Genomic DNA, 26711 nt, shown 5'->3' with positions numbered 1-26711 from the left:
TTGCTTCCTTGTGCCCTGAGCCCGGGGACCTTAAAATGCTCGTTTGACACAAATCAATAGGAAGCCCAATGCAAGTATCGATCAAGACTCCGGAAGAAATTGAAAAGATGCGTGTGGCCGGCCGCCTGGCAGCTGAAGTTCTAGAAATGATCGGGGAGCACATCAAGCCTGGTGTTTCCACCGAAGAGCTCAACCAGATCTGCCACGACTACATCGTCAACGAGCAAAATGCGATTCCCGCACCGTTGAACTATAAAGGCTTTCCGAAATCCGTATGCATTTCAGTGAACCATGTTATCTGCCACGGCATCCCTTCAGAAAAGAAAGTTCTGAAGGACGGCGACATCGTGAATATTGACGTTACGGTAATAAAAGATGAGTACCACGGCGACACCAGCAAAATGTGGATCGTTGGCAAGCCAAAGCCCGGTACTGAGCGCCTGATCAAAATCACTCAGGAATGTCTCTATAAAGGTATTGAGCTGGTGAAGCCTGGCGCGCGCTTGGGCGACATCGGCCATGTAATCCAGCAGCACGCTGAAAAACACCGTTATTCGGTGGTGCGAGACTATTGCGGCCACGGGATTGGAAAAGTGTTCCATGAAGAGCCGCAAGTTATGCACTACGGCAAGCCGGGCACTGGGATGGCACTGCAGGAAGGCATGACCTTCACGATTGAACCCATGATCAACCAAGGCAAGTACCACACCAAACTGCTGCCAGACCAGTGGACCGTAGTCACCAAAGACCACAAGCTTTCAGCGCAATGGGAGCACACCATTCTGGTCACTGCGGATGGTTATGAAGTTCTGACGAAACGGTCGGAGGAGTCCTTCTAAGTGACGCGCCAGGAACTGGAAGCCAGAATCAGCAGGGACCCTTCCCCGGTTATGGCAGCCAGGGAACTGTTAAAAGAACGCTACAACGAAGATGCGGAAGCCTTCAGGCAGGGTGCCGACGTGCGCGCTCTGGTTCGCTCCAGAGCCGATACCATCGACACCGTTCTGAAGCTTATCTGGAACCGCTACCCTTTCTCCGGCTCACCCGACATTGCGCTGATAGCAGTTGGTGGATACGGCCGGGGTGAACTGCACCCCCACTCGGATATTGATCTTCTTGTGCTCACCCGCGAGGGTATCGAACCGGGCTGGCAGGAGGATCTTGGCGCCTTTGTCACACTGCTCTGGGATCTGAAGCTAGACATCGGCCACAGTGTTCGCAGCATTGAAGAAAGCAAAGCCGCAGCACGAGGCGATGTCGCCACACTGACCAACCTGCTGGAAACCCGCACAATTGCCGGGCCGGATGAGTTACGCAAAGAGCTCAGCGAGCAAGCGTACTCCGACAACATCATTACCGACCGCGACTACTTTATTGCCAAGCGCAAAGAACAACAGCGACGCCACAAAAAGTATAGCGACACCGAGTACAACCTCGAACCCAACGTAAAAAGCTCACCCGGCGCCCTGCGGGACATACAGACCATTGGCTGGATAACCAAGCGGCACTTTGGCCTGCAGAGTATCGCCGACCTGACCCGCTTCAGCATCCTTACCGATGAGGAGCACCAGGTTCTGCTGGAAGGCGAAACCCTGCTATGGCGATTGCGCTATGGCCTCCAGTTGATCGCAGACCGTAACGAAAACCGCCTACTATTTGATCATCAGCGCGCTTTGGCCCAAATGCTGGGCTATAAGGACGAAGGCAAGCGACTGGATGTCGAACTGATGATGCAATCCTACTACCGTGCGGTACTGGCGCTGGCAGAATTGGCAGACGTTATTCTTCAGTTTTACGACGAGGCCATACTCGGCACGGGCACCGAAGACAATATTCAGCCGATCAACAATCGCTTCCAGATCCGCAACCACTATATAGAAGCAGTAAATAACCAGGTTTTTGCCTACTCGCCCTACGCCATTATGGAAATCTTTGTATTGATGGCCCAGCATCCTGAAATCAAGGGCATCCGGGCAACGACTATCCGGTCTTTGCGGGCACACAGGCACCTGATTGACGACGCCTTTCGTTCTGACCTGGCGGTTACATCCTTGTTCATGGAACTGATGCGAACACCCCATGCACTGGACGAAATCCTCTCAGCCATGAAGAAATACAACGTGCTTGGGCGCTATTTGCCAGAGTTCGGCCTGATTATTGGCCAAATGCAGCACGACCTTTTTCACATATACACGGTTGATGCTCATACCATGCGGGTAGTGCGCAACATGGTGCGGATGAGCGGCCCGGACGCCCGCGACGACTATCCATTAGCGGCGCGTCTGATCCATGGCCTGCCCAAACGCGAGCTGCTCTATATAGCTGGCCTGTATCACGACATTGCAAAAGGCCGCGGCGGGGACCATTCAGAGCTTGGTGCCATGGACGCTGAAGCTTTCTGTCAGCGCCACCATTTGAGCGAACGCGATACCCAGCTGGTTTCCTGGCTGGTGGAAAACCATCTGTTGATGTCCATGACGGCCCAGCGTAAAGATATTTCTGATCCCGACATCATTCGCTCCTTTGCTCGGGCGGTACCGAGCCAGGCGCACCTGGATTATCTGTACATCCTTACTGTGTGCGATATCAGCGCCACCAACCCCAAGCTCTGGAACACCTGGCGAGCATCTCTACTGCGTCAACTGTATATAGAAGCCAAACGAGCCCTAAGGCGCGGCACCGAGATTCCGGTAGACCGGCAGGAGTGGGTGCGCGCAACCCAGTCTGAGGCAAGGCAACTTATTCATGCCCAAAATATCAATGATGAACAGATAGACGCTATCTGGGAAACCGTTGACGAGGATTACTTCCTGCAGGACTCAACGGTTGATATAGCATGGCAAACTGCAGCCATCATCAATCATGGCGACACGCCCGGCCCGCTCGTGCTTATTCGGGACACTCACGGTGGCCCCACAGACGGCTTTTCCCAGATCATTATTTACATTAAAGATCGAGCTACGCTGTTTGCAGCAACCACGGCCGTACTGGAACAACTCAATCTCAACATTGTGGATGCGCGCATCAGTTCGAATGATGGTCCTTTCACAATCAGTTCCTATGTTGTGCTGGATGAGAAGGGCCAGCCGTTGGGTATCGACCCGGCCCGCAAAGAGCGGGTACGCAAGCGCCTGATCGAAGAGCTGGACGACCCTGAAGACTACCCGGACATTATTCATCGCCGTACACCACGGCAACTCAGGCATTTTGCGTTCCCGACTGAAGTGTTGTTCTCTAACGACACCGTTAACGAGCGCACAGTGATTGAAGTGGTGACACCTGACCGCCCCGGCCTTCTGGCTCGGATTGGGCAGGTACTGCTGGATCACCGCATACGCCTGAGTAATGCCAAAATCGCCACCCTGGGCGAGCGGGTGGAGGACGTTTTCTTTGTGACTGATGAGCACGGTGAGCCAATAAGCGACCCTTCCGTATGCCGCGCCCTGCAGCAAGACCTGTGCAAAATGCTGGATGAAATTCAATGAACCCGAATTTGAACAAGCTTCACCCCTACCCTTTCGAAAAACTGGCGAAACTCAAAGCAGGCATTTCGGTACCCAAGCATCTGCCAGCCATATCTCTTGGTATCGGTGAGCCCAAACACCCGGCTCCTGACTTTGTGAAGCAGGTGATTGCCGACAATCTGGATCGCCTGGCCAACTACCCCACCACCCGTGGTTTGGATGAGCTGCGGGAAACGATAAGTCAGTGGGCTACGAAGCGCTTCCAACTGAAAACTGGCTCCCTGAGCCCGGATCAGAACATCGTTCCGGTAAACGGCACCCGGGAGGCTATATTTTCACTGGTGCAGGCAGTGGTGGATGCCAGCAAGCAGGCAACCGTTGTAAGCCCCAACCCCTTTTATCAAGTTTATGAAGGCGCGGCGTTTTTGGCAGGTGCTACGCCGGTATACCTTCCTTGTGATGGCTCCAACGGCTTCATTCCTGATTTTGATGCAGTGCCCGACTCTGTATGGCTGGATTGCCAGGTTATGTTCCTGTGTTCACCCGGCAATCCCAGCGGCGCTGTCATACCACGAGAGACACTGAAAAAAGTTATTGAACTGGCAGATAAATACGATTTCATCGTCGCCTCAGACGAATGCTATTCCGAACTTTACCCCGATGAAAACAATCCACCCGAAGGCTTACTACAGACCTGTGCAGCGATAGGTCGTCACGACTTCGCGCGCTGCGTTGTTTTCCACAGCCTCTCGAAGCGTAGCAATCTGCCAGGCCTTAGATCAGGCTTCGTTGCCGGCGATGCAAGCATACTCAAAGGCTACCTGAGCTATCGCACCTATCATGGCTGTGCCATGCCGGTTCATAACCAGCTAGCCAGCATTGCCGCATGGCAGGATGAAGACCACGTGCGGGAAAACCGGGCGGCTTATCGCGCAAAATTTGAAGCTGTAGTGCCCATTCTGCGCGAAGTGATGGACGTCGATTTTCCCGATGCCGGGTTTTATCTATGGCCGATCACGCCCATGGATGACGAAACCTTTGCGAAAGAGTTATCGGCTCAGCAAAACGTCCATGTTCTTCCCGGCCGCTACTTATCCCGCACTGTGGACGGCTACAATCCGGGAGAGAACAGGGTTCGTATGGCATTGGTTGCACCGCTGGAAGAGTGTGTGGAAGCAGCAAAACGCATTGTTGAATTTGTAAAGGCAAGCTGAGTTATGAAACTTTACGGCATCCGCAACTGCGACACCGTCAAAAAAGCCCGCAAATGGCTTGATGACCAGGGAATTTCTTACGAGTTTCACGACTTCAAAAAAGAAGGGCTGAACGGGGACCGGCTATCCCAATGGGAGGAGGCAGTGGGCTGGGAAACCCTGCTGAACCGCCGAGGCACCACCTGGCGCAAGCTCAGCGAAGAGGTTCGTGATACTATTGGCGCCCTTTCTGCCCACGACATCATGCTGGAAAACACCTCCATCATTAAACGACCCGTGGTCGAACATAACGGCGCAGTGTATGTCGGCTTTAACGCCGACGACTGGGCAACAACCATCAAATAGCAACTATCAGATAGACAGGAGCAATCACTGCATGAGCTTTGCATTCGGTATAGGTATCGGCAGCCAAAACAACCAGGGCGAATGGCTGGAAGTTTTTTACCAGCAACCGATGATCACACCGGAAACAGAGCTGATAGATGCAGTCGAAACTGTACTGAACTATCAGGGCGGCAATCAGGCCATCCAGGCAACCGCTGAGCAGCTTACACAACTAGCCACTGCCCTACGCCAGATCGGCGCCACAGAGCAGGCGTCACTGGCAGAGAAGGCTGCCGGCAGCAAGCGCCCAGTGGTCGTGACCGTCCTGCAAACAGACGGTACGGCATCCAGCACGCCAGAGGTTTACCTCAAGCTGCACCTGATTTCCCATCGACACGTTAAGCCCCACGGTCTCAAACTTGACGGCATCTTCGGCCTGTTGCCGAACCTTGCCTGGACCAACGAAGGCGCCATTGACTTGAACGAGCTGCCGGAGCGCCAGCTTAAAGCCCGCCTTGAAGGTCGGACTCTGGACGTAAAATCCGTCGACAAATTCCCACAAATGACGGACTACGTGGTGCCCAGCGGCGTTCGTATTGCAGACACCGCAAGAGTGCGCCTCGGCGCCTACGTGGGCGAAGGCACCACGGTAATGCACGAAGGCTTTATCAACTTCAATGCCGGCACAGAAGGTACGAGCATGGTTGAGGGCCGCATTTCTGCGGGCGTTATGGTTGGAAAAGGTTCCGACCTGGGCGGCGGTTGCTCCACCATGGGCACCCTTTCCGGTGGCGGCAACATGGTTATTTCCGTGGGTGAAAACTGCCTGATCGGCGCGAATGCGGGCATCGGCATTCCTCTGGGTGATCGCTGCACGGTTGAATCCGGCCTGTATGTCACAGCCGGCACCAAGGTTGCCTTACTCGACGGCAGCAACGAGCTAGTGGAAGTGGTAAAAGCCCGCGATCTGGCCGGTAAGCCAGACTTGCTCTTCCGCCGCAACAGCCAATCCGGCGCTGTGGAATGCAAAACCAACCAATCCGCCATCGAGCTGAATGAAGAACTGCATGCAAACAACTAAATCCCCAACGCTCGACCTGGCCATTGACCTGATCAGCCGCCCTTCGGTATCTCCAGAAGACGCCGGCTGCCAGGAGTTGATGATGTCTCGCCTGGCCCCTCTTGGATTTAGCGGCGAACACATGCGCTTTGGCGATACCGACAATCTCTGGGCCCGTAAAGGCACTGAGGGCCCTGTTCTGGCGTTTGCCGGCCATACCGATGTGGTGCCTACCGGGCCGGAGAAAAACTGGGCTCATCCACCGTTTGACCCGGTTATAAAAGACGGTTACCTCCTTGGCCGTGGCGCTGCAGATATGAAAGGCAGCCTTGCGGCATTCGTTACTGCCTGCGAGCGTTTCGTGAGCACCCATCCAGATCATCGTGGCTCCATTGCTCTGCTGATCACAAGCGATGAAGAAGGCCCGGCCCAGAACGGCACCGTAAAGGTGATCGAAGCACTGGAAGCCCGTTCAGAAAAGATGGACTGGTGTCTGATTGGTGAGCCATCGAGCACGCAAGAAGTGGGCGATGTGATCAAGAATGGACGGCGCGGCTCCTTGCACGGCTACCTCACTGTGCATGGCACCCAAGGCCACGTGGCCTACCCGCACTTGGCGGAAAATGCCATTCATGCCGTTGCACCCGCTCTGCACTCCTTGGCTAACGAGTTCTGGGATAACGGCAACGATTACTTCCCACCCACCACTTTTCAGATCACCAAAGTTGAAGCCGGCACCGGTAGTAACATCATTCCCGGTGAGTGTTTGGTGCACTTCAACTTCCGTTACTGCACAGAGAACACTGCAGAAAGCCTTGAAGAGCGGGTTGTCGCTACGCTTGATCGGCACAACCTGAAATATGACCTGCAATGGCATCTCAGTGGCCGACCTTTCCTCACTGATAAAGGTGCATTGGTCTCCGCCACTCAAAGCGCCATCCGCAATGTGACCGGGCGTGAAACCGAGCTCTCTACCTCAGGGGGCACGTCTGATGGGCGTTTCATTGCACCTACCGGCGCACAGGTTGTGGAGTTGGGACCGATCAATGCGACGATTCACAAGGTGAACGAGTGTGTGAAAGCTGACGATCTGGACACCCTCTCCCAAATCTATGAACAGATTCTGGTGGAACTGCTCGCCTGAACTGCAGGCTCAAGACGATCTGAAACCAAAAGGCCAGAGCTTATGCCCTGGCCTTTTGCTTTCTAAGAACGCATTCATGAATCAATAATGCGGAGGCGGAGCCTCTTCCTCTTCACGCTTGATATTGGATGAAGAAACATCCTTTATCTGACTGTGCAGTAATCGCTTGGCATTCCAGAGTTCACGAATATCCATCTCCTGTTTTGCTACCTGCTCGCTCAAGGTGTTGATAACGTCGTCCTGAAAGGCAAGCCGTGTTTCAAGTTCATCCAGTCTGTTTTGCAGGTCTTTTTGGCTCATCAGGTACTAAAGCTCCGTCAGATGAATAATTCACGTAGATGGGTAGAAAGTGCAGCCAAAATGCCTTCTAACGACATTCTGTGGCATTCGGCACAACAGGCGCTTGGTAAGCAGCAGGGATAATCTGCTATCATGCCGCTTTTGCCCGCCCGAGTTCCCGTTTTCCAGGAAATCAGGCGGTAATCACTGGCCGGATAAACGATTTTACCCGATATCCGGTTTTTTATCGTCAGCGTTAATGAAATATGGAGAATTCTCAGTCAATGCGTAATCCAGCCAAAGCGATCCTTGTTGCTATTCTGATCGCTATTCCCGCCCCATTTATCCTAGGCTTTCTGCTGGTTTCTTTTACCCCGGAGCTGTTCCAGATCCTGTCTCAGTCCCAGAGCAATGAATTGGCAACAAGCACGCCGTTCGTTCTCGGCAGCGCGCAGGGTATCGCAGCATACGTTATCAGCTTAATTGTTTTTGGCATTGTCGGCTTTGTGGCCGTTGCCATCGCAGCCAAGCAGCCCACACGGGGCTCGTCGAAGCGCGCCAGCTCACCATCACGTAGCCAGAGTTCCAACCAGAACTATGCCGATGATGAGGCCGACTACGACGACGACAGCCCGGAAGGCGACGAAGAAGGCACTGTAAAGTGGTTTAACGTCAAGAAGGGCTTCGGCTTTATTGTCCGCGACAGCGGAGACGAAGTATTTGTTCACTTCCGCGCCATTCGTGGAAGTGGCCGCCGCGTGCTTCGCCAAGGCCAACTGGTTCGATTCAGCGTTGTTGACGCCGACAAGGGCCTGCAAGCAGATAATGTTTCTATCCTGAGCGACTGAAACCTGATCTGATGTAAAAAGGCAGCCTGCTATTTATTTAGCGGCTGCCTTTTTTCGTTCTGGGCAACTCAGTTTCTGAACACTCAGTTCCAGACAACAAGCTGCTCACCGCGACTATCCAGCCGCCACCATTTCTCATCTTCCGCCGGCTCGCCTTCTTTCCACTCTCCCGGGCTGCAGCGGATTTCAGTGTCCATGGTTCGCCATGCACTGCGTGCACACTCCAGATCGCTGTTCCAGGGTAGCTGCTCACCTTCTATAATTAGTGATGTAAATCGCTTCCCGAACGCCTGGGGATAGAGGGTTACTTTCAGCTGAGCGTCCCCAAAAATAGCCGTACCCTTGGTAACGGATGCAACATCACTGTCATCGAGTACCAACTGCTTTACATGACCTTCAAGCCAACAATGAACGGCGCCTGCTTCCAGGTCACGAATGTAGATTTCCAGATCCCGCACTCGCAAATTCTCCATGGTGGTGATCACAATGGGGCCCATAGTGAACCGGCCCGGGCCGCGCTGCAAGCCAGCGTTCCAGTTCATACCGTAAATCCTCCACCATTAGTCGGTTCAAGGTTCCGGCAGCTTTGCGTTCATGCCAGGCTACTTCAGCAGCCGTGCGCAGCAAATGTATTTCCTCTAACGACTGCTCAATCTCTTCGAGTGGTTCTTGTCGCGCCATAGCAACAAGGCTCTGACGCCGGAGCGTGTCGGCCTGCCCGGACAAAGCTACGGATCCTACCGGGCCACGCCGCGCAAACAGTTCCAGCCGTGCCGCAGCTCGCTCCACCCACTGCAACATTCCTCCGGGCGTACACACACATCGACTGTGCCGGGATGAGGCAAATTGAATCACGGGTTGAGAGAGCAGTATATTCCAGCGGCGCTCGATGTTTGCTTGATGGGCAACCAGAATGGCTTTGCGTTGCAGCTCGCTGGATAGCGGCATGTTACATACCTCCAGCGTACGCCCAAGCTGTTGCTCCAGAGCACGGCATGGCTTTTCGCTGCCTTGTGGCGTATCTGGCCCCAACAGCACTATAGGCCCTTGCCATCGCTGAACAAGCTCGGATGCCAGACCCAAAGGACGATCCATCAATACCATCAAATCGACCGGCGATACATTATCCAGCACCAAAACCGGCCAAGGCTTTTCACCATTGGCGGGAATGACCGCAAGTTCGCTGGCCATTACCTCCGTTTCACTGCGCAGATCCATCTCAACATATGGCTGTGCCAGTGACGACAATAGGGACCGCAGCCAAACAGACTTGCCCGCGCCACGCTCTCCCCTGACCCACACTACAACGCCCGGCGTTGCGGCAAGAGTAATGGCGACATCTTCTGCAAGCTCGATCCAATTCGCATCAGCAATCACTATCGGCACTGCCTCTTCATCCTCAATGCCTGGCCTTTCCGAACGCCCGCCTTCACTACACATTTCACTCGATTCAGGCCACCGTGACACCAACTCCAGCACGGCAACGTAAGCCTTTTCCTGCAGGCGCTCTGCATGCCTTGCGAGCACTTCCAGAAGCTGAGGCCAATCAAGCCAGGCAGGCGTACCAAAGGATTCTCGGGCAGTTGCCAGCCAATAGATAAGCTGGGAGGACAGCAGGCCTTCACCGCCTACTTCAGTCACTATGGGTTGTTCACATTGTATGGTGCGGATCAGCTCGTCCATATCCACGCCTGAGCCGCGCAAGAAGTTGCTCACGGAAGGGCTGGATTCCAACAAAGCGAGCAGGAAATCTTCAACCGTTATGACTACGCCGCCACGACGATCAACATCTTCGCGGGCGTACAGCAATGCGGTCTGACATTGGGGGGCGAGGCATCCTTGCCAATCTTCCATCAAACATTTCCCTGTTTTATCGCATCGTCCTGATGCTTGAAGCGTTAGTTAAAACTAACTTTTAGTATCTTCGCAATTCTATGGTTGTTTCGCGCTATCTGCAATTCCGGCGGGCATACCGCACTCACCAGCTGCCGGTATTCTCCATACTGACCCAAGGCTCTTTAGGCGCCAACGGCTCGCCTTTCTGTAGTAACTCTATGGAAATATTGTCTGGTGAACGGATAAACGCCATGTACCCATCCCGTGGTGGGCGGTTGATCGTAACGCCACCGGCCTGCAGCGACTCACAAAGCGCATAGATGTCATCCACTCGGTAAGCCAGATGGCCAAAGTTACGACCACCGTCATACTCTTCCGGATCCCAGTTATAGGTCAGCTCCAGCGTAGGCGCCTTATGCTCGCGCGCTTGAGCTTCGTCCTTTGCCGCTGAGAGAAACACGAGCGTAAAACGGCCTTTCTCACTGCTTCTTCGGTCGATCTCGACCATACCCAGCAAGTCACAAAAAAAATGCAGGGATTTATCAAGATCGCTTACGCGGATCATCGTATGTAGGTACTGCATACTTGCTCCTTCCGTATCCTTTTGCTTCAAGCGGTGAACCCTGCGTTTTGACTGGCACGGAACTGCCGCATCTTTATTACCTCACAGTTTACGGTATTCTGGACGGATGGACGCAAACCTCAAGCCGGAACTGACCAGGCCTTACCGAACGCCAGCGATCAACCACCTCGCCTGGTTGTGCCAGGCACCGCAACTGATGCATTCGCCGATCATTTTTGAGCCTGCAGAGTATCTGCCTTCGAACTATCCTGACCTGCTTAAGCTATGGGATAAAGATCCTGAGGCTGCACCTCCGTTATTGAGGGAGCCGCCACAGCGCAGGCTGGGATTCTATTTCGAGCGGCTGTATCAGGTTTTGTTGGACGACCTGCTCGGCTGGCCCATTTTGATGAAGAACCAACAGATACAATCTGCCGGGCACACCATCGGAGAGCTGGATTTCGTGGTGCACAATCGTGCAGAAGACCGCGTTGAACACCACGAAATCGCCATCAAGTTTTACCTTGGCATGCCAGAGCCCAACGGGACAACCCTATGGTACGGCCCCAATGCCAGAGACCGCCTGGACATAAAAACGACCAGCCTGCTCGAACAACAAAGCAGGCGCACATGGTTGCCGGAAACACTCGCAATGCTCTCCGAAGCCGGTATTACCGGACCGCTGACACCGCGAATTTTCATGCCGGGGTATTTGTTCTATCCCGATGCGCCGCAGGCAACAGCGCCGGATTATGTTCCCAGCGAGCATCTGCGTGGGCGATGGCTGTACGTTTGCCACGCAAAAGTATTAGACACCTCGCATTGGGTTGTACTCAATAAACCACACTGGATTGGCGGCTGGTTTCAGGGCGAGAAGCCAGATGCCGAACTTGCTATGGATGCTCTTAGGCGAGTAGAAGACAGGTGTATTCCGCAGCTGTTTGCCGTGCTGCGGGAAGACCGGCCGGCCGGTAATTGGCAGGAGGTGGACCGCGTGTTTGTGGTGCCGGAGGGTTGGCCGCGCAATCGGGAATAGCGCTGGGAGTAGACCATTGTAACTGTCCACGCAAACAGCCTACGGTGCTTAGGATAAATCCATACAGCTACGCGATGCCCGACGAAATCTCAGCCTGGCTATCAATTCCGCCACCAAAAAGGGAAAAGGTCCCATGGTGACGAACGTTACCAAAGCCCACCCAAACTGCGCGGCAAGGCCCTTGCTCAGGTAATTATTCTTAACGTGGCCAACGAACCGCCGGCAACCTGAAACCAATACACTTTTCCGACTACCGTCATTTCCTATCTCGAAAGTGCCATCTTCCCCTTGAAAGTCATTTTGCATAAACCCGGAAATACTATTCCACACTGCAAAAGATGATTGGTAGTAGGGAACCCTCATTGAAATAATCGGCTCAATCATCACATCTCCACGATAAATATGGATATGTGCAGCATTCAACACCTCCATCATTCCACCGACGGGCCAGCCGGATTCGTTTTGAAACCGTAGCCAGATCTCATCCCATTTAAGTTCCGAGCATACATTTTCGGTATCAAAGATCCTTAATGATTTTGTATGTCTGTCTGCGAGTATCACAGGCTCTCTGTTGACGAGGCGCACCTCATAAACGCAGAACAAAAGAACAAGTAAAAACCAGATGGCTGCCCAGAGAAAAAAGAAGCTCGGCAAGCCTAAGGCATCACCCGCTGCAATACAGGCAATTCCAGCGACCAAGGCAGAAAGCCCGCCGGAAACGGCAGTAACAAAAAGTATTCCCTCAATCACCGGATTCCGGCGATAAACCAGTAAGCCAGAGTTGCCTAACGGCTCTGTGATCCATCCCTCACCAGCCCCCTTTATATTAAACCGGGCGTCCTGAGCACTAACGTCATGCCATAAGGCAACTGGTGTTTTTGTTACTCTGACATAAGGCTCATACGGCAAGGCCTCCTCTTCTTCCTGATAAATATCGAAAAGGCCCGGCGCTTCCACAAGTACGGCAATGTGGCCATAAAATACCACCCTGATTTCTTTAATCGGTTCTGGCATCTCAATAAACTTAAATCGCCCGGGAATAAACAATTCAAAACCGTTAACCTTGTGGGCAACACAAAGCTCTGAATTGCTTTTCAACCAGTCCTTTTTCGTAATGTCGGCATTTTCAATGCAGTAAACTTCTGCGCTCAAAAGCTGCTTATCAAAGCGTTTTTTCTCGTAAATGCCTTCTCTCTTCAGCAGGCGTGCCAAGAGATTGAGCTGCGAATCAGTCAAGTGATAAAGGGGTTGAGAATTATTCTTAAGCTCGGTTGCCAACTTAACATCAGAGCGCCGATGGATTCGCCACCATACGGAGGTGTAGAAAATGGTCGTTACTTTATACAAGGCGTATAAAAAGAATAATATATTAAATACTTTAAATGCCACAATCATGTCAGTGCCGACGCTTTCCCCGCCGATCGCATAAACCTAATAGTTTCAATTGATGAAAGCCCGGGTGAGCGGACCAGAGGGAACCCTGACTGGACTAGCTGAAAGGTCGACATAATACTGGGATCACGCAGCAGCATGTCCCGGAACATATCCGGCAGGTAGGCATCTTCCGCAAGAGTGGCGCGGGATTCCCTCATCGTCTCTGTCCCCTCCATGGGTCATCACGCTGCTAAAACGGCGGAATTATAGAGCTATCACCTCGCGAACTCAATGTGGGATGTTTGCCTTGAGCTTACCCGGCAGTCTCCCGTAACTTTCAATGGGGCAGAAGCGAACTTACCGATGCCAAGCGGTCCAGGCTGTCACCTATCACAAAGGTGAAGGGCCTGCCCATCTTTACCGCCAGATCCTCGCAGCGGTTTCGCAATCTGGAACGAGTGACACTATCGACCCCTGCATGACTGAAATCGAAAGTCCCCACAGACCCAATATGCAGAGCAATCTGGTTCAGATGCCCTTTGAACATACTCACCTTGGCACTGCTATCAAATGGCATGGCAAGCAACACATCCTGGTTTTCCACCATCTTACGCATGTTCTCATCATTAAAAACAAGATCCGCATGAAACTCGCCAGAATAGGATTTTGTGGATGCTGTGAAGCGTCCGTTTTCACCAGCCCCACGGGCACGCTCTTGCAAATAGGTAAAAGGAAGCGCCGGGCTCAATTTTGCAGTCACGGAGCAGAAGGCTTCTGCCTGTGGCTGGGTGCCTGAGAAAGCATCCTGTAGTGTCTCCGCCATTCCGTAGGTGTGACTTAACCCCAGACCTTCCAGACTCACCTCCACCTCACGTCCATGTAACACCTCCAAGGTTTTCGAGCCAGAACCAGCCTTGTCCGGAGATGGCGGATAGACATTGAGCGTGAGTTTCAGCGGCAAAATCCCTCGCGCATGAACAATGTCCTTTAAAGCTCCCTCAAAGCTCTCCAATTTTTCTTCATGTGAGCCACTTTCGTGAATACTGAGAATTACTGCATGGCTATTCTCTCGATCAACCCGCATTTTGACCGCTTTGGGATCGATATCATGTTCCTTGAGCAGGTTAATTATGCTCATGGCGTAGGTCAGATTTACCTTTTCCGGGTCTGACCCTGTATAGCCCCGATTGGCTTGGACAGGTATATCGAACGTCAGCCGGGAAAAGTCCTGAACTGGGTTACATGCAGCCATAAACAGCAGCGAAATAAGACAGTAAAATTTGGGCATCCTTGCTCTCCTTGAAAGCACCCTATCACGAGTGCCTAGTGAATCACCGGGGCGGAAGAGTACCAACAAGGGAGCGATTTTTCGATAAAATAACGCTCCTGCCCGACTGCGTTGAATACGACCCTGAATTTATCAATGAGAGCCGTCCAACCGCTCGACCAAAAGAGGCGCCACCACCCAGGGCCGACAAGTTTATTGCTCACCCGGACCCGCAAGAGGCTGAAGAACAGGATGCGCTACTTATTCGCGGAGGCCGCCATGAGGCCTTGCACGCTTGCTGATATTCATATTTACTACCGCGCTGCTATGGAATGCAATTTGGCTCATTAATGCCTTTTTGAGCGGTCGTCTGATTCACGATCGGCTGAGCAAAAGTTACGTAATTTACGCGTGCGACCTACCGGAATAAACACAAGCCAACACCCTGCGTAGCGATCCGGTTTATGGCAGATTCGCGACCCAAGTATTGATAAGGGATAAACATCATGGACGATCACAGCCAGTTTCGGCTGCTTTCAAAGCGCCGGTTCCTGCCGTTTTTCCTCACGCAATTTTCCGGCGCTTTCAACGACAACCTGTTCCGCAATGTCCTGCTGCTTTTAATCACCTATACCGCAGGCGGCTTGATGGGCCTGTCGATTGATGTGGCGGTGAATATCGCAGCCTTCGTGTTCATTGTGCCGTTCTTTTTGTTCTCGGGCATTGCTGGCCAGCTAGCCGACAAGTACGAAAAATCTCAGGTTATCCGATGGGTAAAACTGGCGGAAATTGCCATCATGGTGCTGGCCGCCGTTGGCCTCTGGCACGGATGGTATGAAGCTCTACTGCTGTTACTATTCCTGATGGGCATGCAATCCACCTTCTTTGGGCCGGTCAAATACGCCCTCCTGCCCCAGGTGCTCACAAATGATGAACTCGTAGGCGGCAATGCTCTGGTAGAAATGGGCACCTTCGTTGCAATCCTGGTGGGTACGCTTGCAGCTGGCTTGTTAATGGGCAGCGAGCAGCCGGAGAAACTGGCCGCGTTCGGAGTAGTGGCTCTTGCCATTGTTGGTTATCTGGCCGCACGACAAGTTCCGGTGACGGGCTCAACCAACCCGCATATGAAAATTGGCTTCCGGCCTCTGCAAGAAACCTGGAACCTGATGCGACTGGCGGCCGAGAACCACTCCGTACTGCTGTGCATCATGGCCATTTCCTGGTTCTGGTTTCTAGGCGCTGCTTACCTCACGCAGTTTCCCAGCTTCGCGCAAACCGACCTGATGGGCGACGAAACCGTTGTCACCTTGCTGCTCGCCGTATTCACCATTGGGATCGCACTGGGCTCCGTGGCGTGCGAACGCCTATCCGGGCACCGCATTGAACTGGGTATAGTGCCCATCGGCTCTTTGGGCATCAGCCTGTTCGGGCTTGACCTGTATTTCAATATGCCCGCCAATCCTGTGCCGACCGACTGGTGGATGCTCGTCACCGACAGCCAACACCGGCAACTGGCCATTGATCTTCTGGGCATAGGCTTTTTTGGCGGCCTGTTTATCGTGCCGCTCTATGCCTTTGTACAACAACAAACCCCGGAACCCCAGCGGGCCCGCGTAATTGCGGCACTAAACGTATTCAACGCACTATTCATGGTAGTCAGCGCTGGCATGGGTATTTTAATGCTGGGCGTGATCGGACTCAGTATTCCAGAGTTCTTTCTGGTGCTCTCCATCATGAACCTGATCGTAGCTGGCTTCGTTTACCAGCAGGTTCCGGAATTCGCTTTGCGGTTTATCGTTTGGATACTGTCACACACCATCTACCGTGTGCGCCATGAAGGCCTTCGCCAGATTCCGGAAGAAGGCCCGGTGCTGCTGGTTTGCAATCATGTAACTTACATGGACGCGCTTGTAATCGCTGGCGCGGTACGCCGCCCGGTCCGATTCGTGATGGACCACCAGATCTTCAAAATGCCCATTCTTGGTGCCCTGTTCAGGCTCGCCAAAACCATTCCCATCGGCCCCAAGGCTAAAGTGCCTGAGATTTACGACGCAGCTTTCGACCGCATAGACGAAGAGCTGGATGCTGGCAATGTAGTGTGTATATTCCCGGAAGGCCGGCTCACATCTGACGGCGAAGTGGGCACCTTCAAAAACGGCGTTAAAATTATCCTGCAGCGCAGGCCCGTGCCTGTTGTGCCTATGGCGCTGCGGGGACTTTGGGGTAGCTTTTTCAGCCACTGCGGCGGGCCGGCACTGAGCCACCTACCGAAACGATTCTGGTCGCGAATCGAATTGGTGGCTGGCGAGCCGGTTTCGGCGGAGAAGGCAAATGCCGAGATGCTGGAGCAGCGGGTTAAAGGTTTGAGGGGGAGTGGTCAGTGAGCTGGGATGGCTCTGATTAAGTTATTGGATGCAGGGTCGAATGAAAAATGCCAGTCACGCCAGCCTTCCACCGGATCGTCTGATACACATACAACCGATACCCCCAGCTTTGAATGATTGGTGAGGTAATAGAAGGCAAAACCTGATGGCTGTTGCACCGACTTACAACTCCCATCTTCGACACTGATGAGGTATAAATTATCAGGCACTACGTGGGCACCAGTGAGGACAATAATAAAACCAGTTTGTTCATCCAAAGCATATTGATTTGCGGCCTTTAGCTCGATGGATTGCCTACTTCCGTTGTACTCCCACGTTATTTTTGAATTATCCCCGTCATAGGTCACACGATGTGTACCGAGCATAAGGTTTCCTCGCTCAGAACATGCGTGCATATACCTGCAGCCCCTGGCTTACACCTGCCATCAATTTCTGATCCATGGCTTTGCAGAAAGGTATTTATCTGGTATCCGAAGCCTAATATTCTCGTCGAATTCCGCCACTTCATTTGCAAGGTTTTCAAGCGGTACCATTCCTTGAGTGACTTTCAAACACTGCCCACAATTCATAATTGAAAACGATATCGATTTACTCTGTAGCGTCAACCTCGCCAAAAAATAGTTATATACTGTAAATTCTATTTGCACCATCATCATTGGATAGTCTGTTGATTCGATTATAACGAAGTCATCACCAGCATCTTCAAAAAACACAGATAAGTCTTTTATCAGTTTCTCTGCTATTTTTACGTTAGTATCATTTGGCATGGTAAAAGCCCTTGCTCTTGACTAGGTGCGTTACGCTGTAGTGCTTTTTAATGTAATTCCACTCTTGCCTGATAAACCCATCATACTCTCGTGGATCATGAGAAAACTTCACAAGTTTTCCATTTCTATATGCATCGTCCAGCACGGGAACATTAAAAAGATCAAACATCTCCTGATCTGACAAATCATACTTATTTTGAATAGTCCCCCACTCGGAACCTAGCGAAAAATATGACGCCCCCTCCTTTTCCGCCATAGTGATATACGAGTCTGCACCAGGTGTCCTCCAGTCCTCAACACCGTTCGTTACTGTAGGAGTGTACTTACCAAGAACCAACGTGTCCGATTCCGGATTAACCAAAGAGCGGGCTCGGATTGCATTATATTCATCTAATGGAACTTTCAGATTTGATGGACCGGGACAGTCACCTTTTTTGCTCACCAACCCCAACGGATCCACCCACCCCGTAGGATTAGGCACATACTGATAATTATTCAACCCACCCGCAAGGCCAATCGGATCCGGCGTGATGAATCGCCCGGTATTGGGGTTGTAGTAGCGATGACGGTTGTAATGCAGACCGGTTTCCACATCGTGGTACTGGCCCTGGAAGCGCAGTGGGTTATCAATCTCAGCAACCTGCTGCTGAACAACATTCCCGTAGGCTCGGTAGGTGACTGACCAGACAAGTTGGCCCTGTTGATTGGTCAGTTCCTGGGGCGTTCCCAAATGGTCCAGGTGGTAGTAATAAACCTTGGCTTCATCCGGGCCGTGGCCCTCAACCAGCGCCAGGGGTTTGAAGCTGTCGGGTTCGTAAAGGTAGGTTCGATAATCATCCCCGGTTTCTTCGGCAATGAGTCGGTCGCCCTGCCACAGAAACTCAGTACGAATCAGGCCGTTGGTTTTTGGGATACGGCGGCCAAAGGCATCGTACTCGTAGTGCCAAGTGCTGCCATCCGGCGTTGTGACGCTATCAAGCCTGTGCTCGCAGTTGTAGGTATACCGAGTAACCAGTTTCTGGCCTTTGCCGCGCCGCTCCTCAATCAGGTTGCCGAATTCGTCGTATTCAAAATGGCTGTCACCGTGCATGGTGAGCCGGTTACTGCGCACATTGGCGGTTTGACCAGTCGAAGGGCCCAAATTCTGTTCCAACAGGTTGCCGGCCGGGTCGTGTATGAGTTGCTCATTTGAAGCGCATCGACAAAGAGTTGGATGCTGGAAACGTGGTGTGTATTTTCACGGAAGGGAAGCTGACTTCTGACGGGAAATAGGCACCGTCAAAAATGGCGTAGAGATGTTCCTGCAGCGCAGGCCTGTAACGGTTGTGCCCATGGCGCTAAGCGGGCCCTGGGGTAGCTTTTTCAGCCACTGCCGCGGGCCAGCACTGAGCCACCTTCCGAAACGGTTCTGGTCGCGGATCGAATTGGCGGCTGGCGAGCCGGTTTCGGCAGAAAAGGCGAATGCCGAGATGCTGGAGCAGCGGGTTAAAGGTTTGAGCGGGAGTGGTCAGTGAGCTGCTTGTGTAACCCCTCCATTTTCTTCCGCCTTGTTGAGTAGAGGGTTAAAAACGGGAGGATTACACTTGGACTCAAACTGAGTTAACAAGGGTTTCCTCATGCGTTAATCAGACCTTACACAACGTCCACATTTCCATAAACTCCTCATCATTTCTTTTTGCTTCTAACCAAATAAAAAAATCTTCAGACTCCTCATCAGACCAAGGATCAAGCTCGTCCAACGGGGGCGAATTATACTTTTCTTTTAAAACTTCAATTCCATTTTCAAATAAATAGAACACATTTTTATTCTCAACTTTTACATTCCAATTAGGATTCGAAAAATAAAACCTACGATCATTAAAAAATAAAACTGGACCAGAAACTGACCCTATGACTCCCAAGAACCCTTTCGAGAATCGCACATAACACGCTTTCATCCTAGGATTTAATAATACAGAGCCTACATCTACCTCTTCAACGGGACCAAATTCGCAGCTGTATCTTAAACATTTATTTTTCGAAACTTTATTTCTGATATAGAATTCTTTCATATGCTAACCAACAAGATTGCTGTGTTTACGAACATACTCAACCGGCTGCTGCTTCAGCCAGACACTAAACCCTCCGAGTAATTTATCAACATCTGGATTAGGTCTAGATGCCGAATTAACAATGTCAGTATAGGTTTTACCTTTTTGTTCTACTAAAAATTCAACTGTTGGCCCTAATGGATCGCTGTATCGATCATTATTTACGTCATATATGAAATCTCTGAGAGGGCCGGGCGTTGCATTCTTATACTTAACACCGAGCTGTCTTCTAGCTTCATTGGCCTCGTATGCTAAATTTCTTTTACCTGTTAAGGACATTCCTGGCACAAGCTGCTCCGTATACTTAGATAGCCCTAAAACTTCCGCCTCATACTCTAGCCGTAAAGGGCTATTCTTAAAGTTATTTCCTACTCTATCAAGTATTTCCTCTTCCATTTCTGAACGACTAAATACTCTTCTTGGAGCGCTTTCTGGTGAGTCCTTCGCAACACTTACCAAGCCCAACGGATCAACCCACCCCGTTGGGTTCGGAACATACTGGTAGTTATTCAACCCGCCCGCAAGCCCAATCGGATCAGGCGTTGTAAACCGCCCTGTATTGGGATTGTAATAGCGGTGGCGGTTGTAGTGCAGCCCGGTTTCAATATCGTGGTACTGGCCCTGAAAACGGATTGGATTATCAATATCCTGAACCAATGCACGAACCACGTTGCCGTAAGCCCGATAGGTTACTGACCAGACCACATCGCCTTTAGCGTTAGTCAGTTCCTGAGGAGTACCCAGGTGATCCAGATGGTAGTAGTAAATGTTTGACTGTTTGGTGCCATAGCCATCGACTAAGACCAGCGGCCTAAAGGTGTCTGGTTCATATACGTACGTGCGGTACTGATCCCCGGTTTCCTCAGCAATCAGGCGGTCGCCCTGCCAGAGAAATTCGGTTCGGGCCAAGCCATTGCTTTTGGCGATACGGCGACCGAAGGCGTCGTATTCGTAATGCCAAGTGCTACCATCCGGTTTGGTAACGCTGGTGAGCCTGTGTTCGCAACTGTAGGTATAGCATGTGACTAGCTTCTGATCTTTGCCACGGCGCTCTTCAACCAGATTACCGTAAGCGTCGTATTCGTAGAAGCAGTCGCCCTGCATGGTAAGTCGATTGCCTTTTACATTAGCGACTTTGTTCTTTGCGGCGCTCTCGCTCTGCTCCAGTAGATTGCCTGCAGGGTCATGGATCAGCTGCTCGTAAAGATCACCGCGCACCCCGACTAAACGATCCATCGGGTCGTAAACATATTCGCGCAGCCCTTTGGCGCTGTCCTGAATCGTTTTCAGGTTACCGTTGGGAGCATACTTGTAATCCCGTTGGGTGGTAATGTCTTTGATACGGCTTTGGTGTACACGGTGCTGGGTTAGCCGACCTTCTTCATCGTAAACGTAGGCACTGAGCAGGTCGCCTTGCTGGCGTTCGATCTCATCGCCAGTGGATGAGAGCCGGTGGCGGGTTAATGCACTTCCGTTTAGATCGATGCCCGACAGCAAACCGGCATTGTCGTGTTGATAGGCCAATTCTTGTCCATCGGGGAGCGTCATGCCGCTCAGGCGATCCATATCGTCATACTTATAGCGGAGAGTGGCCCAGCCCTGATGTTCGGTCTTCAGCAAGCCGAATTCGTCGTACTCGAAAGCCAGAGGCCAGTGGCCGTCATCAACCCCAATCAGTTTGCCATCTGCGTTATAGCCGTACTGAATCTCGCGGCCATCAGGTAGCGTCTTTTTCAGCAGCTGGCCGAGCGCGTCCCGCTCATAGGTGGTGGTTTGAAGCACGTCACTGGAGGTACCGTACTCGGCCTTCTCGGTCAGATGGCCATTGAGGTCATACTGGTAGGCGGTGCGATGGCCATCAAACGCGGTCTCCTGTTAGACCAGGCCATTTGCGGGCTCTTTGTCTCAAATTGACCAAGAGCCCGCTGGGCGCTTCTGGCGGTATTCTTCCATCGAGATCCTACCCGGCTGGGGTGTCAGTTTGCACACCCGACTGTCCCAGGGATACTCGGCTTGCCGCTTCAGCCATTCGGTCCCTTCTCTCTGCTTTCAGGCGCCTATATCCATGTCGCGCCAGAAACGGGGATACGACCAATCCGTTGATCATGCTTGGCCGCTACTGGATCTAACTGCCGGAAAGGTTGCAGCCTTGGCACATCGGACAAAGGCTGGGATATATCCATGTACCGCTGGAGCATGTCCCACAGCGCCATCACCTCTTCCTTCACCGGTTCAACACGGCTCAGGGAAGTCTGACTGAATTGCTTGCCGGTGTAGCGATGCACAAACATCAGGCGATAGAACATACCGCCCGCTTCGATCACTCGCTCCACATAGGCATCGAACTCTTCAAAGGGGGCCGTCAGTTTTTTGCCCCCTGACACAGCAAAGCTCACTTCACCAGTCTCGCGACTGAAGTAGCTTTCACCCGCATCCAGGCCTCGATCCAGAAGCTTGGAGAGGAGTTTGACGAAGGGCCTTAGCAAAAGGGCAAAGGCGCCCATAATCCAGGGCAGGTTTTTTATTAGGATTTCGACCACAGCGCAGTCGCCGACGGGTTGAAGATCTTCGGCACTGCACATGCGCCTTTCGGGGCTCTCAGGAAAAGCACTTATACCTGAGCTGCGATACGGCATGTCGTTTAGTTTAGAAGTTGTCTAAACACCCTTCACGCGGTCAGCGAAGCCTTGGCATCAAACTCATCATTGACCTGTGCAAATATTTCAAGCGTGCTTTTCCCTGGATGGGCCTTTAGCAACTCCCGGACACGTTCGCTTTGACGCTTCAGCTCATCACTGGGCTTGGCCCACTGACTTTCCGGTAAGAGCTCGGACCAGCGCTGCATCGATTCTGGCATGGCTCTACGATTCATCGTGTTAAGCTTTTTAGCCTCCCATTCCACCAGTCGATTGGGAACGGTCCAAAGCGTCATCATGTGGTAAAGATACCAACCAACCAGATAAAACAGGCCCGCCTCGCCCTCTCGGTACCGATTATGGGCTCGTTTTCGGGCATTACGGAACACATGGACGCCTTCCCAGGGAGGGTCATCAGGCCCCTGCAAGTCCAGTGGATCCTGGATTTCCTTTAGGGTATGCACTTCGTACTCCATGTAAGCACGGATTGCTTCTCAAGTGCTGATAGCTTGGGACCGGCCGTAGGTTTCAAACTCCAGGGTGTGTTTCTTACCGGTGTCTGGATGAAAAAATCCAACCCCAAAACCATATTGGCGCTGAATGCCGTATTCCGTGAATCCCTGTGCTTCTGTAATCCAAGCGACCAACTCTTCCCAAGGAACGAAGATTGGGGTTCCCCCTCCTTCTGGCACAAAACAAACTTCCCGGCGTTGGCGGTTGAAGCGGGTCGGGATTACGGATTTTAGTTTCCCGTATGCCTGCCAGCGAGGGAGAGAGAGCATGACAAAACCAAAAAGCCCTCCCCAAACAGCAATCCAGAAAGCAAAATCAAAGGTTACCCGCCATCCCCATAGAGCATCTTCCCAGCCATCTCCAAAAACAAACCCACCAAGCAAAGCCAGGAAAGGGAGAACAAAAGCCAAAAGCAAAAAGAAAAAAAAGGGTATGCCTATGGTCGCTTGCCAACCAAAAACCGGCGGAACGCCCGTACCGAAGTCAAGGCAACTTTCACCAATGTCAGTCACCACATGACCATAATCGATAGGTTCTGCAGCAGTAGGTAGCGGTTTAGGCGACAAAAAAGTAAGCCTGCCGGTCGGAAAGGTTTCGGAGCGACCGACTCCAGGTGGCAAGTCTGACTTGGCCTTGTGCTCATTCATTGATAAACATCCATTTTAATGACGGGATCCTCAGACAGATCGACCCTCAACCGTTAGCGATTCCAACTCGATCTCCGGAAACCATTGCGCCAGCATCAACTCCAAATCCAGTGCTTCAGTCACTGCTGGCTTCTCCGTCAAAACGGGCCAACCAGACCTGATGCTCCGCTGCATTGTAAACTTGCTTTTTGGCTACCCGCCCCATGGCGATGCGTCGTTATCCGTCGAGCGAATAGGACGGAGCACCTGCGCTGCTTGTCGATAGGCCAGTACATCCAGCCCTTGTTCCCGGTCGCCCAGTAATGGCTTGTCACCGGCTTGAACGATCAGGCCGCCAGCGTCTTTGGTGAGCCAATTGGGCGTCTTGATACTTTTGAGGAGTTCACTCGAGTGACCAATACGGTCACCGATGTTTAACCCCGCTAAACGTGTTCCTCATCATCCCAGTCATTCCTGGTCATCTATTCATGCCGTCACCGACGTCTCGGCATCGAGTTCCTTACTCACTTGGGCAAATATTTCGAGCGTGCTTTTCCCCGGATGGGCCTTTTGTAGCTCAAGCACCCGCTCGCTCTGGCGTTTCAGTTCGTCACTGGGCTTTGCCCATTGTTCTTCAGGCAGCGGTTCAGACCACAGCTGAATCGATTCTGGCGTTGCCCGCCGGTTAAGGCGCTGAACCTTGCGCACCTCCCACTCTGTCAAATGATTGGGTAGAGTCCAGAGAGTAATCAGGTGGTAGCAGTACCAAAAGAAAGGGTAAAACCGACTAACCTCGCCTTCCCTACGACGCTGGTGCATGCGCTCCCGCGCATTATAGAAAGTATGAACGCCTTCCCAGGGGGGATCGCCAGGCTTTTGCAGCTCTTGTGACACCTGAATCTCTTCCAGGCTATTAACCTCGTACTCCATATAAGCCCGCAACGCTTCCCAGGTACTGATGGCTAACGGCAGACCCGCGCTCATAATCTCCAGGCTGGTGCTTGTGCCTGTGCTTGGATCAACGCCACCAAACCCAAAGCCGTATTGACGCTGAACGCCATACTGAGTGGTTCCCTGAGCTTGAATAACCCATGCCTGAATATCCTCCCAAGGTACAAAGACTGGAATATCAGAATCCGAAGGCACCAGGCAGACTTCTCGCCGCTGGCGATTGAAACGGGTGGGGACAACGCCCCTGAGTTTGAAGTAAGCATGAAGCCGTGGAACCAAGGCAATAACCAAACCTACTAACAAAATTGCGAGGCCAAAAGGAATGCTAAACAAAAACGCATCCAAAGACGTTAATACCGCATCTGAAAACCCTTCACCCCAAACTAGTCCCGTCAAAAACATTAAGATGGGAAAAATAACGCAAGCCAAAAGGAGCATTGTCATGGGAGCCAAAAAAGTGAGCTGCCAACCAAAAATATTCGGTGTAAAGGCGCCTAGCTCCAGATAGCCGTCGCGTATCTCAGCTGAAATTTGACTGTGGTCGGCAGGTGGCAAGCCCGTAGGCAGCGGTAAAGGAGACAGATACGTTTGGCTCCCACTTGCGAACTTGCTTACTTGTCCAGCGTTAGAGCTTTTTGAATGCAATTGATTTGTCATATAACCGCTTCTATACCCATTAACCAGAAGCGTCAGCACTCTGTAACTGAACAGCAAAAACTTCAGCGCTGAACTCATGATTGCAGAAATCAAAATGAATGGAATCGCCACGAAATAAGTAGAGAATCCGGCATCAGCTTTAATCTTGACGAACACCCGACACTGGGAGCACTCAACAGTGCTCGGATTTCCCAAGCATTTCCATCTGATCTGCAGTAAGTTGATTCCTACCATCGCAGGCTGTGCATGTCGCTTCTACACGATCACTCATTTTCACCATCCCTGAAGTTGAGTTAATTTTTTAATCTCTGTTTACTGTATTTATCCGTGTGCCGCGGCTGAACTCCCTCTGTCTAACAAGACCCTCTGGCTCCCCGCCGGCCACGGTTAGTTCCCTTGCCGCAAGGTCAGGCCATTAACGGGCTCTTTGTCTCAAATTGGCCAAGAGCCCGCTGGGCGTTTTTGGCGATATTCTTCCATCGTGACCTTACCCAACTGTGGCGTAAGTTTGCACTTGCGCTTGCCCCAAGGATACTCGGCTTGTCGCTTTAGCCACTCAACCCCTTCTCCCTGCTTCCAGGCCTCTATGTCCAGATCTCGCCAGAATCGGGGGTTACGACCGGTTTGCTTATCATGTTCCGCAGTGACCGGATCCAGGTGACGAAAGGGTTCCAGGCGCGGTGTATCTGGCAAGGGCTGGGTCACATCCATGTAGCGCTGAAGCATATCCCACAGGGCCAAAACTTCGTGCTTTTCCGCTTCAACGGTGCTGAAGGCGGTCTTGTTGAAGGTTTTCTGGGTGTAGCGGTGTACCAACATGAGTCGATAGAAGATGCCGCCTTGCTGAACAACCCGCTCAACATAGGCATCAAACTCCACAAAAGGTGCTTCGAAAAATCGTTTTCGGCCTAGTGCAATGCGAACCTGGCCTGTGAGGCGGTTGAATTCACTGCAGCCATCTTCGAGGGTGTCGTCCAGCTTTTTGTGGATGGTTTTCTCGAAGGGTTTGAGTAAAAATCCGAGTCCGGTGCTCATTAGCCAGTTGGTGGTGACTGGCGTGATCCAAATTGCGAAAGCAAACCAGGATAAAGTTAGAATAAAGCCAACAACCATCACAACTATGGCAATAACGTCTGAAATTCCGGGTTGATCAAGTATTTTTACTGCCCCCCAACAGATCACTCCAACCCCGCTGAACCATAAAAACAGCACCCAAGTAAGAGGAATAATTAATAACAGGAATTTGAGGCCTAGCTTTCCATTCAAAAACCGAATTTTATGGTGATCCCACCACCAGTCTTTGGAGGTGAATTCAGGGTCGGTCTTTTCGTGATCCTGAAGCACTTCAGCGTCTTGAATTGTTCTCTGATAGGGGATAATGCCCGCATAGCTGCCAAATGGCTGAAGCTCCTCGCCGATCCGCGTGCGCTCTTTTGGGGATTTCGGAAGAGGACTAATTTCCAAGGGCCGAAATGTCTTATCCTCGATTTCGGGCATCGATTTTAGCTCGCTCATACCGGTGTTTTTCAAGATAGATCGCCCTGAGTAGCCTTCCGTGCCTAGAAGCGCTTCCATACCCATCAACCAGAAGCGTCAACACTCTGTAACTGAACAGCACCACCACTCAGCGCTGAGCTCATGATTGCAGAAATCAAAATGAATGGAATCGCCACAAAATA

At 51.9% G+C, this 26711-nt stretch carries 25 protein-coding genes and 2 pseudogenes; 10 read left to right on the top strand and 17 right to left on the bottom strand.

Annotated elements, in window-relative coordinates; all coding sequences use genetic code 11:
- Window positions 1-68 precede the first annotated feature (68 nt).
- Genes map through dapE form a run of 6 tightly spaced genes read left to right on the top strand, consistent with a single transcriptional unit; the run spans window position 69 to window position 7206 of the window.
- Window positions 69-839, top strand: coding sequence for a type I methionyl aminopeptidase (gene map, locus Q0824_RS11240; RefSeq protein WP_298450360.1), 771 nt, complete (start codon window positions 69-71; stop codon window positions 837-839).
- A complete protein-coding gene (locus Q0824_RS11235; RefSeq protein ID WP_298450358.1) occupies window positions 840-3485 on the top strand; it encodes a [protein-PII] uridylyltransferase in 2646 nt (881 codons plus the stop codon).
- Entirely contained in the window at window positions 3482-4678 is a 1197-nt protein-coding gene (gene dapC / locus Q0824_RS11230; RefSeq protein ID WP_298450356.1) for a succinyldiaminopimelate transaminase, read from the top strand. The genes Q0824_RS11235 and dapC overlap by 4 nt, the downstream gene beginning before the upstream one ends.
- A 3-nt stretch (window positions 4679-4681) precedes the next feature.
- Window positions 4682-5023, top strand: a complete 342-nt coding sequence (locus Q0824_RS11225; RefSeq protein WP_298450354.1) for an ArsC family reductase — start codon at window positions 4682-4684, stop codon at window positions 5021-5023.
- 31 nt (window positions 5024-5054) lie between these two features.
- Entirely contained in the window at window positions 5055-6083 is a 1029-nt protein-coding gene (dapD, locus tag Q0824_RS11220) for a 2,3,4,5-tetrahydropyridine-2,6-dicarboxylate N-succinyltransferase (RefSeq protein ID WP_298450352.1), read from the top strand.
- A complete protein-coding gene (gene dapE / locus Q0824_RS11215; RefSeq protein ID WP_298450350.1) occupies window positions 6070-7206 on the top strand; it encodes a succinyl-diaminopimelate desuccinylase in 1137 nt (378 codons plus the stop codon). The genes dapD and dapE overlap by 14 nt, the downstream gene beginning before the upstream one ends.
- 81 nt (window positions 7207-7287) lie before the next feature.
- On the opposite strand, the gene Q0824_RS11210 is transcribed toward dapE, so the two are convergent.
- The gene (locus Q0824_RS11210) at window positions 7288-7506 is read right to left on the bottom strand and encodes a SlyX family protein (RefSeq protein ID WP_298450348.1); all 219 of its coding nucleotides are present in this window, start codon (window positions 7504-7506) and stop codon (window positions 7288-7290) included.
- Window positions 7507-7769: 263 nt separating this feature from the next.
- On the opposite strand from Q0824_RS11210, the gene Q0824_RS11205 reads away from it, so the two are divergent.
- Window positions 7770-8333 (top strand): cold-shock protein, encoded by a 564-nt coding sequence (locus Q0824_RS11205; protein WP_298450347.1) that lies wholly within the window; start codon window positions 7770-7772, stop codon window positions 8331-8333.
- Window positions 8334-8416: 83 nt separating this feature from the next.
- On the opposite strand, the gene Q0824_RS11200 is transcribed toward Q0824_RS11205, so the two are convergent.
- The 3 genes from Q0824_RS11200 to Q0824_RS11190 all read right to left on the bottom strand — a co-directional run bounded on the left by Q0824_RS11200 (window position 8417) and on the right by Q0824_RS11190 (window position 10752).
- Window positions 8417-8791 (bottom strand): hypothetical protein, encoded by a 375-nt coding sequence (locus Q0824_RS11200; protein ID WP_298450522.1) that lies wholly within the window; start codon window positions 8789-8791, stop codon window positions 8417-8419.
- Window positions 8763-10187 carry a hypothetical protein gene (locus Q0824_RS11195; RefSeq protein ID WP_298450345.1) on the bottom strand — a complete coding sequence of 475 codons (1425 nt, stop codon included), beginning with the start codon at window positions 10185-10187 and terminating at the stop codon, window positions 8763-8765. Before Q0824_RS11195 ends, Q0824_RS11200 begins: the two co-directional genes overlap by 29 nt.
- A 124-nt stretch (window positions 10188-10311) precedes the next feature.
- Window positions 10312-10752 (bottom strand): VOC family protein, encoded by a 441-nt coding sequence (locus Q0824_RS11190; RefSeq protein ID WP_298450343.1) that lies wholly within the window; start codon window positions 10750-10752, stop codon window positions 10312-10314.
- Window positions 10753-10858: 106 nt separating this feature from the next.
- Here Q0824_RS11190 and Q0824_RS11185 point away from each other — a divergent pair, with 106 nt between their 5' ends.
- Window positions 10859-11767: a DUF1853 family protein gene (locus Q0824_RS11185; protein ID WP_298450341.1), complete on the top strand. Its 909-nt coding sequence runs from the start codon at window positions 10859-10861 to the stop codon at window positions 11765-11767.
- Window positions 11768-11815: 48 nt separating this feature from the next.
- Here Q0824_RS11185 and Q0824_RS11180 read toward each other — a convergent pair whose 3' ends face one another.
- Both Q0824_RS11180 and Q0824_RS11175 read right to left on the bottom strand, forming a co-directional pair.
- Window positions 11816-13162, bottom strand: a complete 1347-nt coding sequence (locus tag Q0824_RS11180; protein WP_298450339.1) for a hypothetical protein — start codon at window positions 13160-13162, stop codon at window positions 11816-11818.
- Window positions 13163-13478: 316 nt separating this feature from the next.
- A complete protein-coding gene (locus tag Q0824_RS11175) occupies window positions 13479-14429 on the bottom strand; it encodes a hypothetical protein (protein WP_298450338.1) in 951 nt (316 codons plus the stop codon).
- Between the two features lie 485 nt (window positions 14430-14914).
- Here Q0824_RS11175 and Q0824_RS11170 point away from each other — a divergent pair, with 485 nt between their 5' ends.
- Window positions 14915-16792 (top strand): MFS transporter, encoded by a 1878-nt coding sequence (locus tag Q0824_RS11170; protein WP_298450337.1) that lies wholly within the window; start codon window positions 14915-14917, stop codon window positions 16790-16792.
- Here the strand turns inward: Q0824_RS11170 and Q0824_RS11165 are convergent.
- The 3 genes and pseudogenes from Q0824_RS11165 to Q0824_RS11155 all read right to left on the bottom strand — a co-directional run.
- Window positions 16786-17157, bottom strand: a complete 372-nt coding sequence (locus tag Q0824_RS11165) for a hypothetical protein (protein WP_298450336.1) — start codon at window positions 17155-17157, stop codon at window positions 16786-16788. The genes Q0824_RS11170 and Q0824_RS11165 overlap by 7 nt on opposite strands.
- Before the next feature lie 60 nt (window positions 17158-17217).
- Window positions 17218-17559 (bottom strand): hypothetical protein, encoded by a 342-nt coding sequence (locus Q0824_RS11160; protein ID WP_298450334.1) that lies wholly within the window; start codon window positions 17557-17559, stop codon window positions 17218-17220.
- A 430-nt stretch (window positions 17560-17989) separates the two neighbouring features.
- Window positions 17990-18733: pseudogene (locus Q0824_RS11155) on the bottom strand (RHS repeat-associated core domain-containing protein); the annotation flags it as partial.
- Between the two features lie 121 nt (window positions 18734-18854).
- Here Q0824_RS11155 and Q0824_RS11150 point away from each other — a divergent pair.
- Complete coding sequence (locus Q0824_RS11150) at window positions 18855-19073, top strand: hypothetical protein (protein ID WP_298450333.1); 219 nt, start codon at window positions 18855-18857, stop codon at window positions 19071-19073.
- A 111-nt stretch (window positions 19074-19184) separates the two neighbouring features.
- Here the strand turns inward: Q0824_RS11150 and Q0824_RS11145 are convergent, their stop codons facing one another.
- From Q0824_RS11145 to Q0824_RS11110, 8 genes and pseudogenes are all read right to left on the bottom strand, one after another.
- Complete coding sequence (locus tag Q0824_RS11145; RefSeq protein ID WP_298450331.1) at window positions 19185-19610, bottom strand: hypothetical protein; 426 nt, start codon at window positions 19608-19610, stop codon at window positions 19185-19187.
- 495 nt (window positions 19611-20105) lie between these two features.
- A pseudogene (locus Q0824_RS11140) lies at window positions 20106-21542 on the bottom strand (RHS repeat-associated core domain-containing protein); the annotation flags it as partial.
- A 164-nt stretch (window positions 21543-21706) separates the two neighbouring features.
- A complete protein-coding gene (locus tag Q0824_RS11135) occupies window positions 21707-22231 on the bottom strand; it encodes a hypothetical protein (protein WP_298450329.1) in 525 nt (174 codons plus the stop codon).
- A gap of 86 nt (window positions 22232-22317) precedes the next feature.
- Window positions 22318-22749, bottom strand: a complete 432-nt coding sequence (locus tag Q0824_RS11130; RefSeq protein ID WP_298450327.1) for a hypothetical protein — start codon at window positions 22747-22749, stop codon at window positions 22318-22320.
- Between the two features lie 30 nt (window positions 22750-22779).
- Window positions 22780-23445: a hypothetical protein gene (locus tag Q0824_RS11125; protein WP_298450325.1), complete on the bottom strand. Its 666-nt coding sequence runs from the start codon at window positions 23443-23445 to the stop codon at window positions 22780-22782.
- A 192-nt stretch (window positions 23446-23637) separates the two neighbouring features.
- A complete protein-coding gene (locus Q0824_RS11120; RefSeq protein ID WP_298450520.1) occupies window positions 23638-23745 on the bottom strand; it encodes a hypothetical protein in 108 nt (35 codons plus the stop codon).
- A 165-nt stretch (window positions 23746-23910) separates the two neighbouring features.
- Window positions 23911-24708: a hypothetical protein gene (locus Q0824_RS11115; protein WP_298450323.1), complete on the bottom strand. Its 798-nt coding sequence runs from the start codon at window positions 24706-24708 to the stop codon at window positions 23911-23913.
- A 756-nt stretch (window positions 24709-25464) separates the two neighbouring features.
- On the bottom strand, window positions 25465-26607 hold the full coding sequence (locus Q0824_RS11110) for a hypothetical protein (protein WP_298450321.1): 1143 nt from the start codon (window positions 26605-26607) through the stop codon (window positions 25465-25467).
- Between the last annotated feature and the right edge of the window lie 104 nt (window positions 26608-26711).

The organism is uncultured Marinobacter sp. (genome assembly GCF_947488835.1).
Lineage (GTDB): Bacteria > Pseudomonadota > Gammaproteobacteria > Pseudomonadales > Oleiphilaceae > Marinobacter.
The sequence above is the reverse complement of the archived record's forward strand: the minus strand, read 5'-3'. Positions and strand labels throughout refer to the sequence as shown.